At 73.2% G+C, this 10826-nt stretch carries 8 protein-coding genes and 3 pseudogenes; 3 read left to right on the top strand and 8 right to left on the bottom strand.

Annotated elements, in window-relative coordinates; translation table 11 throughout:
• A pseudogene (locus L1885_RS15950) lies at positions 1 to 356 on the bottom strand (hypothetical protein); the annotation flags it as partial.
• A 288-nt stretch (positions 357 to 644) separates the two neighbouring features.
• Positions 645 to 1307, bottom strand: coding sequence for a TetR/AcrR family transcriptional regulator (locus L1885_RS15945; RefSeq protein ID WP_235797778.1), 663 nt, complete (start codon positions 1305 to 1307; stop codon positions 645 to 647).
• A gap of 280 nt (positions 1308 to 1587) precedes the next feature.
• Here L1885_RS15945 and L1885_RS15940 point away from each other — a divergent pair, with 280 nt between their 5' ends.
• The gene (locus L1885_RS15940) at positions 1588 to 2619 is read left to right on the top strand and encodes a medium chain dehydrogenase/reductase family protein (RefSeq protein WP_235797777.1); all 1032 of its coding nucleotides are present in this window, start codon (positions 1588 to 1590) and stop codon (positions 2617 to 2619) included.
• A 109-nt stretch (positions 2620 to 2728) separates the two neighbouring features.
• On the opposite strand, the gene L1885_RS15935 is transcribed toward L1885_RS15940, so the two are convergent.
• On the bottom strand, positions 2729 to 3289 hold the full coding sequence (locus tag L1885_RS15935; protein ID WP_235797776.1) for a hypothetical protein: 561 nt from the start codon (positions 3287 to 3289) through the stop codon (positions 2729 to 2731).
• A gap of 217 nt (positions 3290 to 3506) precedes the next feature.
• On the opposite strand from L1885_RS15935, the gene L1885_RS15930 reads away from it, so the two are divergent.
• Positions 3507 to 4106, top strand: a complete 600-nt coding sequence (locus tag L1885_RS15930) for a TetR/AcrR family transcriptional regulator (RefSeq protein ID WP_235797775.1) — start codon at positions 3507 to 3509, stop codon at positions 4104 to 4106.
• Between the two features lie 158 nt (positions 4107 to 4264).
• Here L1885_RS15930 and L1885_RS15925 read toward each other — a convergent pair.
• From L1885_RS15925 to L1885_RS15915, 3 genes and pseudogenes are all read right to left on the bottom strand, one after another.
• Positions 4265 to 4674: pseudogene (locus L1885_RS15925) on the bottom strand (PIN domain-containing protein).
• Positions 4671 to 4938, bottom strand: a pseudogene (locus L1885_RS15920) (hypothetical protein). Before L1885_RS15920 ends, L1885_RS15925 begins: the two co-directional pseudogenes overlap by 4 nt.
• Before the next feature lie 283 nt (positions 4939 to 5221).
• Positions 5222 to 5770 (bottom strand): Uma2 family endonuclease, encoded by a 549-nt coding sequence (locus tag L1885_RS15915; RefSeq protein ID WP_235797774.1) that lies wholly within the window; start codon positions 5768 to 5770, stop codon positions 5222 to 5224.
• Between the two features lie 210 nt (positions 5771 to 5980).
• On the opposite strand from L1885_RS15915, the gene L1885_RS15910 reads away from it, so the two are divergent.
• Complete coding sequence (locus L1885_RS15910) at positions 5981 to 8005, top strand: thioredoxin domain-containing protein (RefSeq protein ID WP_235797773.1); 2025 nt, start codon at positions 5981 to 5983, stop codon at positions 8003 to 8005.
• A 34-nt stretch (positions 8006 to 8039) separates the two neighbouring features.
• Here the strand turns inward: L1885_RS15910 and L1885_RS15905 are convergent, their stop codons facing one another.
• Together L1885_RS15905 and L1885_RS15900 are read right to left on the bottom strand one after the other, a co-directional pair.
• Entirely contained in the window at positions 8040 to 8669 is a 630-nt protein-coding gene (locus L1885_RS15905) for a TetR/AcrR family transcriptional regulator (protein WP_235797772.1), read from the bottom strand.
• A 5-nt stretch (positions 8670 to 8674) separates the two neighbouring features.
• Positions 8675 to 10312, bottom strand: coding sequence for a DHA2 family efflux MFS transporter permease subunit (locus tag L1885_RS15900; protein ID WP_235797771.1), 1638 nt, complete (start codon positions 10310 to 10312; stop codon positions 8675 to 8677).
• Between the last annotated feature and the right edge of the window lie 514 nt (positions 10313 to 10826).

Here is a 10826-nt window from a genome sequence, read left to right as displayed (position 1 = left end):
GCCGCGCCCGCCACCACGACGACGGCGCCGGTGCCCACGGCGGTGCCCGCGGCCGTGCCGAACGCGGCGTCCGCACAGGCCGCGGCGATCGCCGCGGCGCCCGTCACCAGGGCGGGAGTGGTCAGCCCCGCGCGGCCGAACCGGCCGGCCCAGGGGCCCCTGCTCGCGGCGAGCGCGTCCAGGGCGGCCGTGTAGGCCGCGTACTCCTCCTCGGCGGCCGCCGCCAGCTGGTCGAACTGGGCCCGGGCCTGGGCGAGGAGGGCGGTGGTGTCGATCCCTCCGCCGGCGCGCCGCGCCTCGTCCTCCACCGCCCGCGCCAGCAGGCGCTCGGCCTCGGCGCGATGGCTCTCACGCATCTGCAGTCCCCCTCCGCCTACGCGTCGTGTGTCCCTGGTCCTGCCCGTCCGGCCCGCGAGTGAAGCCCGCGCGCGGAACACGCGTACGAAACCGGGACGGAACCGGGACGTGCAGGATGTCGCGGGCCGCGCCCGCCGACAAGGTCTCGCGCGGGCAGGGGAGTTGAGAACCGCCCGGCCGCGGGCGGAGGGACGGTGGGTGTCGCGTGCGGCGCGCGGCAGGGGCGCCGCACCGCGGGTCGCGGGCCGCGTCCGGACGCGCGGCCGGGTGCCGGCCCGGGGCCGTCGTCAGCGCCCGGTGAGCGAGCGGACCTCGGCGGCGAAGAGCTCCGCCGGGTCGAACCCCATGCCCACGAAATGGCCGGAGAGTTCGAGGGAGAGCACGCCGTGCAGCCGGGTCCACACGGCCAGGGCGCGGCTCAGCGCGGCAGCGGGCACCGCGGGGTCGGGGGCCCAGGCGCGGTGTCCGGCGAGATGGGCGTCCAGGGCGGTGGTGTCCGGCGCCGCGGTGCCCGGGGCAGCCGGGGGCTCGGCGGCGCATGCGCGGAGCAGGACGGCCATGATCTCGGACGCGATCAGGGTGGTGTCCTCGGGTGCCTCGTAACCCGGGATCGGGGTGCCGTACACGAGGAAGTACCGCTGCCGGTCCTCGAGGGCCCATGCGCGCAGGACGTGGGCGAACTCCGCGACGCCGGCGCCCTCCGGGGCGTCCCGCACGGCGTCCGCGAGGCTGCGGTAGGCGTCCTTGACGAGCTCGGTGATCAGCTCGTCGCGGTTGGCGAAGTAGCGGTACAGCGCGGGGCCGCTCATGCCCATCCGCTTGGCGATGGCGTTCAGGGAGAGCGCGGACGCGCCGGCGGCGGCGATCTGCTCCCGCGCGTGCAGCTTGACCTCGTCCCGCACCTGGGCGCGGTAGCGCTCCCTCGGGGTCCCTGCGTCCGCTGCCGTCACGCCGCCTCCTCCTCGTACCGCGCTCTCCGTGCGCCGCCTCGACGCGGCCCGGCGCCTCCGTCCGGGCCGTTCGGGCACCTGCCGGCGCCTCCTGCACGGGCCGGCGCCGCTGTCCGGCTCCCGCGTCGACCGCGAGAGAAGCGGATCGCCGCCCGGATCGTTCAGTTAGAGGCTATCACTTTTCTTCTTGACTCTCACAGGCGATTGCTGTTACAACTTCTAACGAACGGCAGAGCTTCTAGGGGAGCTCTCGGAGACCGCGAGAGAAAGAGGTGGCGTCATGGACGGCGAGCGCATGGTCGAGGTCGTACTGCCGGGTGTCGTGGCCCCCGAGGGCCTGGAGGTGCGCGAGTCCGCCGTGCCCCGGCCGGGGCCGGGGCAGGTCGTGCTCGCCATGGAGGCGAGCGGCGTCTCGTTCGCGGAGCAGCAGATGCGCCGGGGCCGCTACTACGACCAGCCGCCCTTCCCGTTCGTGCCCGGCTACGACGTGGTGGGCCGGGTGCACTCCACCGGCGAGGGCGTCGACCCCGCGCTGGTGGGGCGCCGGACGGCCGCGCTCGTCAAGGTCGGCGGGTGGGCGACGCACGTACGGGTCGACGCCGGTGACCTCGTCCCCGTGCCCGACGGGCTCGGCCCCGACGAGGCGGAGACGGTGGTCGTCAACGGGATCACCGCCTGGCAGATGCTGCACCGCAGGGCCCGCGTGCGGGCCGGGCAGACCGTGCTGGTGCTCGGCGCCGGCGGCGGGGTGGGCTCCGTCCTCGTCCAACTGGCCCGCGCGGCGGGGGCGAAGGTCATCGGGACGGCGTCCCCCCGCCACCACGACGCGCTGCGCGCGCTCGGCGTCGTCCCCGTCGACTACCGGGCCGGCGACGTGCCTGCCAGGGTAAGGGAGTTGGCGCCCGGCGGCGTGGACGCCGTTTTCGACCACGTCGGCGGCCCCGGCGTGCGGGAGTCGTGGCGCCTGCTCGCCCGCGGCGGCACGCTCGTCTGCTACGGCACGGCATCGACCCGGGACGACACCGGCTCCAAGCAGTGGCCGGTGCTGAAGATCCTCGCCCGCACGGCGCTGTGGAACGCGCTGCCCAACGGCCGCCGCGCCGGCTTCTACAACATCTGGGCCGGTCGCTCCTTCGGCAAGGACCGCTTCCGCGCCCGCCTGCGGGCCGACCTGGAGCAGGTGTTCGCCGCCGTGGGCCGCGGCGAGGTCACCGCGCGCATCGCCGCCCGCCTGCCCCTCGCCCGCGCCGCCGAGGCCCTGCGCCTGGCCGAGTCGGGCACCGTCAGCGGCAAGGTCGTCCTGACGCCGTGAGGCTTTGCGGGTCAGGGGAGTTGAGGCTGCCCGGGCCGCGTCGGACACGCCCCGCCCGTCCGCGTGCGGCGGCGGAGGACCGGGCGGACGGCACCGGCGTGCCGGCCGGTCAGGCGTTCTTGGCGGAACGGCCCAGGCGCAGGGCCGACACGAGGAAGAAGATGCCGCCCGGGACGGCGTAGCCGATCGCGCTGGTGAGGGTGGGCTCGGCTGCGCCGGCCGACGCGACGAACGACGCTCCGGCCAGGACCGAGATGCCGCCGCTGAGGATCATCGGCCACTGCCCGCCCATCTTGCGGCGGGGAACGGCCACGATCAGCTGGACCAGCCCGGACACGATCGCCCAGGCGCCCCAGACGCGCAGCACGGCCGGGATGCCCGAGGCGGCGGCGACGCCGACGCCGACGGCCGCGACGAGGCTGACCGCCATGTTCACGTAGAGCAGCGCGGGCGAGCGGGTGGTGCGCGACGCCCTCGCGTCGACGACGGCGGCGCCCACGTCGAACAGCGGGTAGAGCACGAGCAGCGCGGACGCGAGCGGGGTGAGCTTCGTGGCCGTCGTGAGCATCACGAGGGCCCAGACGATGGCGAAGGCGAACCTGACGAAGTACAGCCGCCGCAGCGCGGAAGCCGTCCCCGTGACAGCGGACGGCGCAGCAATGGTGCTCACAGTGGACCTCTCGGTGGGACTCGACGGAAAACGCGGAAGGAAGCAGCCCGGCTGTCTCGCGGCCGGTCCTCGCCGGACACGATGAGGAGCCGGCGTCCGTGGCGAGGCGCCACCGGCTCCGCTTGCGAGACAGAACGTTCTGCTTCAGAACTCTGGCAAGGGTCCCGCGACTTGTCAAGACCGAACGTTCTACCCGCTACCCGGTACGATGGGCCGTATGGAGCGCAGCGAATCCGAAGGCCGGCCGTCCGAAGCGCGGCACCGGCTTCTCAGCACGGCCGCCCGGGTGTTCTACGCGGAGGGGATCCACACGGTCGGCGTCGACCGCATCGTCAAGGAAGCGCAGGTGACACGGGCGACCTTCTACCGGCACTTCCCCAGCAAGGAGAACCTCGTCGTCGCCTACCTGGAGGAGGCCGACCGCGCCCTGCGCGGCCAGGCCGACGAGGCCCTGGCGGCCGGGCTCCCGGCGGCGGACACGCTCAGGGCGATCAGCGCGTCCATCGCCGAGGCCATCCAGTCGCCGGGCTTCCGGGGATGCGCCTTCCTCAACGCCGTCGCCGAGTACCCGGACCCCGAGGACCCCGTGCACCGGGCGGTCCTCGCGCACCGCCAGTGGTTCCTCGAAACCGTCACCGGCCTGCTGGCCAAGATCCGGGAGGAGCCCGCGGAACGCGGCGCCCGCCACTTCGTCATGCTGCGCGACGGCGCCATGGCCGCGGGCTGCCTCTTCGACCCGGCGCTCGTCTCCGAGACCTTCCTGCACGGGGTCGAGGGAGTCCTCAAGGCCCACGCCTCGCCCGCGTTCAACGAGTGACGGCCTGGGGGTGACGCTTCGGCGGTCCCACGGCCGTAGGCGTCCGACGCGGCCATGACTCCGGCGGCGGGCTCACCTGGGTGTGCGTCCGGACGCCCGGTCCGAAACCCCGGACGGAGTACGCCCGGAGGGCTCGGGAACCCGGCGGTCGGCGGTGCTCACACCGCTTTGATGATCACGCGCTTCCCGCAGAGCTTCGACCAGTCGTCGCGATCGGAGGTCAGAACGATCACGGGGGCCGGAACGCGGAGCGCGAGCGCGCCGACGAGGGCGTCGATCGCGTACGTGTGCCCGTGCGGGCCGCCTGCGTCCTGCATCAGCGCGACCGCGGTGAGGGAGTCCTCCTGGCTGACCGGTTCCACCCGCAGCCGGGAGAGCACCCATTTCAAGCGTGCAAGGCCGGTCTTCCCGTGCACGGCTTCAACAACGGTCAGCGCCGACACGAGGACCGGAACTCCAGCCTGCCGGGATGCCTCGATGCGAGCCGCCATGCCGCGGTCGTTGCGCGGTGGAGCAGGGAGAGGGCCTCGGAATCGAGCACCAGCGAGCGGGCCGGCTGCTCCTTCACGCGGCGCCCCGCTCGACATTCTCGGCGTTCACGTCTCCGAACAGCTCGCGACGAGCGGCTTCGATCTCCTGCTCCGTGAGCGCGCCGTGCTCCTCCTCGTGGGACGCCACGATCTCGGCGAGTCCGTCCATCGCGAGCTGGTGTCTGACGGCTTCTGTGATGTAGCTGGACAGCCCGCGGCGACCGGTCGCGGAGTTCGCCGACCAACTCGGCCGGCATCGACACGGAGATGTTCTCGGTGGCCCCGGCTCGGGTCTGCTTCATACCCGAAATGTAAGACGACATCTATGACAACGTGCAGGCTTTCGGCTCTCGGCATCTGGTCGCGGGACGACGCGCGACGACAGAGCTGTTCCGCCCCCGAGGGGTCGAACACCTCCGCTTCGCATCCGTGTCGGAGCGGCAGTTCGATCATGTTGCGGGTGCCGTCGTCAACTACGCAGGTGTGCTACAAGTCGATGGGCCTCCGTCCCTCCGCCGCAGCAGCCGCCGGGGTGGGCCCGCGCTTCTGCCCGGCGGGTGTGCTGGGCCAGAGACTTCCCGTTCCCTACACGTCCCCGAGATCGACCGTGACGGAGAAAGGCACGGTGGCCGTGACCGTGCCGGTGAACATCTCGCCGTCCCGGTAAGCCCTGGCGGCGGGGTCGAGGACGGAGGTGTGGACGATCGGGATACCGGTGGCGGCCTGTTCGATGCGCCAGTAGAAGGTGATGCCGGCCTTGGCGTACTGGTCCACCTTCACGATCCGGTCTGTGGTTTCTGACCCTGGGGACACAGCCTCGACGACCAGGAGCACGTGCTCGGGGCGGGTGGGCGTGAGGCCGATGGTCTCCGCCCGGTACACGATGACGTCTGGACGGCGGTTGGTGAGCGGCACGTCCTGCAAGCGGACGTCGAAGTCCGGGCCTCCGGCGGCGTCCAGGGCATTGGCCAGAAGCCGAGCCAGCCGGTTGTGGCGCTTGGAGGCGCTCGGGCTCACGACGACCATTCCGTCGACGATCTCGATGCCGGCGCACTGCTCCTCGGGCCAGGAGTCGTACTGCTCCGCGCTCATCTGCGTATGCATCCACGCGGGGACCACCATCTCGGCGGTCATGGTGTACCTCCATCGGGGAGCCTCGGCGGGTCCGGCGCTGCCGCGCCGCAGCCTACTGTCGCGAGGGTCGGGCAAGCCGGTTCGGCGCAGGCGTGGCCCGGCCGCCAGTGGGGGCTCACAAGTGAGGGCTCACGAGTGCACTCCGGTCGAGCCGGGCGATCCCGTGCGGGTTTCGCCGGTCGCGGCAGACGCTGTGAGAGGCTGGGCCGCATGAACCGGCTGGCTGGTGCGACCTCGCCTTATCTGCTTCAGCACGCTGACAATCCGGTCGACTGGTGGCCGTGGGGACCGGAGGCGTTCGAGGAAGCGAAACGGCGGGACGTGCCCGTGGTGCTGTCGGTCGGCTACTCCGCATGCCACTGGTGCCACGTGATGGCTCACGAGAGCTTCGAGGACGCGGCCACCGCGGCCTACATGAACGAGCACTTCGTGAGCATCAAGGTCGACCGCGAGGAGCGGCCCGACGTCGACGCCGTGTACATGGAGGCCGTGCAGGCCGCCACCGGGCAGGGCGGGTGGCCGATGACGGTGTTCCTGGACGCCGGCGGCAGGCCGTTCTACTTCGGTACGTACTTCCCGCCCGCGCCCCGCTCCGGCATGCCGTCCTTCGCGCAGGTGCTCGAAGGGGTGACGAGCGCCTGGCGGGACCGGCGCGACGAGGTGGCGGAGGTGGCGGGCCGCATCGTGACGGAGCTCGCGGGGCGCACGCTCGCGCAGGGCGCCGGGGACCCGCCGGGCGAGCCGGAGCTCGCGCAGGCGCTGCTCGGCCTGACGCGTGACTACGACGAGCAGCGGGCCGGGTTCGGCGGCGCACCGAAGTTCCCGCCGTCGATGGTCCTGGAGTTCCTGCTGCGCCACCACGCCCGCACGGGCGCGGAGGGCGCGCTGCAGATGGCCGCCGACACCTGCGAGGCCATGGCCCGCGGCGGGATGTACGACCAGCTCGGCGGCGGTTTCGCCCGCTACTCCGTCGACCGGGAGTGGGTGGTGCCGCACTTCGAGAAGATGCTCTACGACAACGCCCTGCTGTGCCGGGTGTACGCGCATCTGTGGCGGGCCACCGGCTCCGACCTGGCACGTCGCGTCGCGCTGGAGACGGCCGACTTCATGGTGCGTGAACTGCGCACGGCCGAGGGCGGCTTCGCCTCCGCGCTGGACGCGGACAGCGACGACGGCACGGGCGCGCACGTGGAGGGCGCGTACTACGTGTGGACGCCCGCGCAGCTCGAGGAGGTGCTCGGCGCGGACGACGCGGACTTCGCCGCCACCCGCTTCGGGGTCACCCCGGAGGGGACCTTCGAGCACGGCTCCTCGGTGCTGCAACTCCCGCGCGACGCGGGGATGGAGGACGCGGCCCGCTTCGCCATCGTCCGCGAGCGGCTGCTGGCCGCCCGGGACACGCGGCCCCGGCCGGGCCGGGACGACAAGGTCGTCGCCGCGTGGAACGGCCTCGCGATCGCGGCGCTGGCGGAGACCGGCGCGTACTTCGACCGGCCGGACCTGGTCGAGCGCGCCACCGAGGCCGCCGACCTGCTCGTACGGCTGCACCTCGACGACAGCGCGCGGCTGGCCCGCACGTCGAAGGACAACCGGGCCGGGGCGCATCCGGGGGTGCTGGAGGACTACGGCGACGTCGCCGAGGGGTTCCTCGCGCTGGCGTCGGTGACCGGTGAGGGCGTGTGGCTGGACTTCGCCGGCTTCCTCCTCGACATCGTCCGGGACCGGTTCGCCGGGGCGGACGGCGCGCTGTTCGACACCGCGGACGACGCGGAGCAGCTGATCCGCCGGCCGCAGGACCCCACGGACAACGCCACGCCGTCCGGGTGGAGCGCCGCCGCGAACGCGCTGCTGACGTACGCCGCGCACACCGCCTCCGAGCCGCACCGCACCGCCGCCGAGAAGGCGCTGGGCGTGGTGCGGGCGCTCGGCCCGCGCGTGCCCCGCTTCATCGGCTGGGGGCTCGCGGCCGCCGAGGCCGCGCTCGACGGCCCCCGCGAGATCGCCGTGGTCGGCAGCGGCGACGCGGCGGCGGAGCTGCGGCGGGTGGCCCTGCTCGGGACGGCGCCCGGCGCGGTGCTGGCGACGGGGGAGCCCGGCGGGGACGAGTTCCCGCTGCTGGTGGACCGGCCCCTGGTGGGCGGCGCCCCCGCCGCGTACGTCTGCCGGCACTTCGTCTGCAGGGCGCCGACCACCGATCCGGTCGAGCTGGCGGCTTTGCTGGGGGCCGCCCGCTAGCGGCGCGGCGGCCGGGGCCCGGGCCCGCGCCGGGTCAGTCGCGCAGGTCCAGGTCGCCGAGGACCACCATGGCGCGGTCGATCAGGCTGAACAGGTCGTCCTCGAAGCCGCGTTCGCCCCAGTAGATCGTGACCTCGCGCAGCGTGCCGATCACCGTCGAGACGAACAGGCGCAGTTCGAGCTCGGCCGGGTCGCGGCCCGTGCGCTCCGCGAGGATCTGCGCGAGGAGCTGGGACGTCGTGGACATCGTCTCCGACATCCGGGCCCGGATCGACGGCACCTCGACCATCAGCCGGGTGCGCGCGTACAGCTCCTCCGGCTGGTCCCGCAGCATGCCGCGCAGGCTCTCCACGATCACGAAGCGCAGCGATTCGAGGATCGGTTCGCCGGCCGGGCGCTGCCGGAGGATGTCCGCCATCACCGGGTCGTACTCGTCGGTGAGGACGATGTCCTCCTTGACGGGGAAGTAGCGGAAGACGGTGGAGGGGGAGACCTCCGCCGCCTCCGCGATCTGCTCGACGGTCGTCGCCTCGTACCCCTCCGACGCGATCAGCCGGTACGTGGCGCGGCGGATCGCGATCCTCGTCCTGAGCTTCTTGCGCTCGCGCAGGCTCAGGCCCGCGCGGTTCTCCGAGAGGCAGCGGAGGTTCGGGGTGACGTCCATGCGGGTCATTGTCGGGCACGGCCCGGGGCCGGGACCACTTCCGGAGCGGAGGCGTCCGCGACGCCCGCAGCCGTGGCGGTGCCGTCGTCCGCGGTCGTGCCCGGGGCGGGTCCGTCGCCGGACGGCGCGACGGCCGCCCGGGCGCCCGGCATCAGCGCCGCCACGAGCAGCGCCGTCACCAGGGCGGTGGCCGCGCAGACGAGCAGCGCCAGGTCCAGCCCGTGCACGTACGCCGCGTCGGCGCTCGCGGACAGTCCCGGCAGCCCGCCGCGGGCCGCCACCAGGTGGGCGCCGACCACGGACTCGCGCGCCGCGTGCGCGGCCGCTCCGTGCAGGCCGGACGTGTCCAGCCGGCCGGCGAACGCACCCGCGACCAGCGTCCCGAGCAGCGCGATGCCGATGGCGGAGCCCGCCTGGCGCACGGTCATCAGCAGCCCGGAACCGCTGCCCGCCCGGTCCTTGGCGAGCGCCCCGATCGCCGCGTCCATGGCGGGGATCATCGCGAAGCCGATGCCGATCCCGGCGACGGCCAGCCACAGCGCGGTGAAGCCGTACCCGCTGTGCACGCCGGTGCGGCTGCCGAGCAGGGAGGCGAACGCGACGACGACGAGCGCGCCGCTGATCACGCCCCGGGCGCCGAAGCGCCGCACCAGCGGTCCGCTGCCGCGCGCCGCCACGATCAGCCCGCCCATGAGGGGGAGCATGCGCACGCCTGTGCCCAGGGCGCTGTTGCCGAGCACGGTCTGCAGATAGCCCGGAAGCAGGAACAGCAGGCCGGACATCACGAACATGACCAGCGTCGCGGCCACCGTGTTGAGCAGGAACGCCCGGTGCCTCAGCAGTGACATGTCCAGCAGCGGCCGCTCCTGGCGCCGCCCCCGCCGGACGAGCGCGCCGATGAACACGACTCCGGCGGCGAGCGTCGCGAGCACGAGGGGGTCGCCCCAGGAGCGGCTCGACGCCTCGTTGACGCCGTAGACGAACGAGCCGAAGCCGAGGGCGGTGCACAGGGCCGAGACCAGGTCGATCCGGGGAGCCGCCGGGTCGGACGTCTCCGGCAGCAGGAGCAGGCAGGCCGTGATCCCGATCGCGACCATCGGGATGTTCAGTACGAAGATCGAGCCCCACCAGAAGTGCCCCAGCAGCCAGCCGCCGACGATCGGGCCGAGCGGGACACCGAGCGCGGAGGATGCGGAGATGATGCCGACGGCCTTGGCGCGGTCGGCCGGTTCGTGGAAGAGGGACGGCAGGATCGCCATCGCGAGCGGCATGACGAGGGCGGCCCCCACGCCCATGACGCCCCGCGCCACGACGACCAGGGCGACGCTGTGCACGAGCGCGCCGACGAGGGAGCCCGCGAGGAAGATCCCGAGCCCCGCGACGAGCATCCGGCGCCGGCCGAACCGGTCGCCGAGCAGGCCCGCGGGCAGCATCAGCGCCGCGAACACGACGATGTAGACGTCGGCCATCCACTGCTGCGCCCCGGTGCTCGCGCCCAGGTCCCTGGCCATCGTGGGCAGCGCCACGTTGAGGATCGTCATGTCGAAGCCGAGCACCAGCATGCTCGCGACCATGGCGCCGAGCGCCCACCACCGCCGACCGGGCCCCGCCTGCCCGCTGCTCGTGCCGTTGTGACCGTCCATCGTCCGCCTCCGTCGTGTCGCACAGGTCGTCGTACAGGTCGTCGCGGAGGCACTCGCGGGGGCGTCGAAAGGGCCCGCCCGGCCCGTGCACCGGGCCCCGATCGAGTGGTGCCGTCACAGGCCGGTGCATGGTGGCCTCCATCAAATGAAAGTAATTCTCAAAATCAAGAGCGTGTCAATTGGGATCAGCGCTCACGCGGCCCGCGCGGAGTGGATTGTCTTGATGCGACCCTGATTGGGCGCCCGCATGTCACGTACGGTTCGGGGTAGGCGCACCCTGCGTAGGTGACGGGCCGGAGAGTGCGCACCCGTCGGAGTGGGGTGGAGGGAAGGTTCCGTGGGAACGAGAAACGGGATCCATGCGTTGGTCGCCGTCGTCGCGCTGGTGTGCGTCGGCGGCTTCCTGCTGGTCGGGTCGGCCGCCGTGCTGGGCGTCGCCGCCGCGGTCGCGGCAGCCGTCGCGTGGCGGGTGGGCGCCGAGTCGCTGCCGAGGCGGCGCCGCGCCCGCGTGACG

It is taken from the genome of Streptomyces fuscigenes, assembly GCF_021556455.1.
Taxonomy (GTDB): Bacteria; Actinomycetota; Actinomycetes; order Streptomycetales; family Streptomycetaceae; genus Streptomyces; species Streptomyces fuscigenes.
This window is presented reverse-complemented; position numbering and strand designations above follow the sequence as displayed.

Coding starts and splice junctions, on each gene's coding strand:
- L1885_RS15910 (WP_235797773.1), top strand. CDS start 5,981: ATGAACCGGCTGGCTGGTGCGACCTCGCCTTATCTGCTTCAGCACGCT.
- L1885_RS15940 (WP_235797777.1), top strand. CDS start 1,588: ATGGACGGCGAGCGCATGGTCGAGGTCGTACTGCCGGGTGTCGTGGCC.
- L1885_RS15915 (WP_235797774.1), bottom strand. CDS start 5,770: ATGACCGCCGAGATGGTGGTCCCCGCGTGGATGCATACGCAGATGAGC.
- L1885_RS15930 (WP_235797775.1), top strand. CDS start 3,507: ATGGAGCGCAGCGAATCCGAAGGCCGGCCGTCCGAAGCGCGGCACCGG.
- L1885_RS15905 (WP_235797772.1), bottom strand. CDS start 8,669: ATGGACGTCACCCCGAACCTCCGCTGCCTCTCGGAGAACCGCGCGGGC.
- L1885_RS15900 (WP_235797771.1), bottom strand. CDS start 10,312: ATGGACGGTCACAACGGCACGAGCAGCGGGCAGGCGGGGCCCGGTCGG.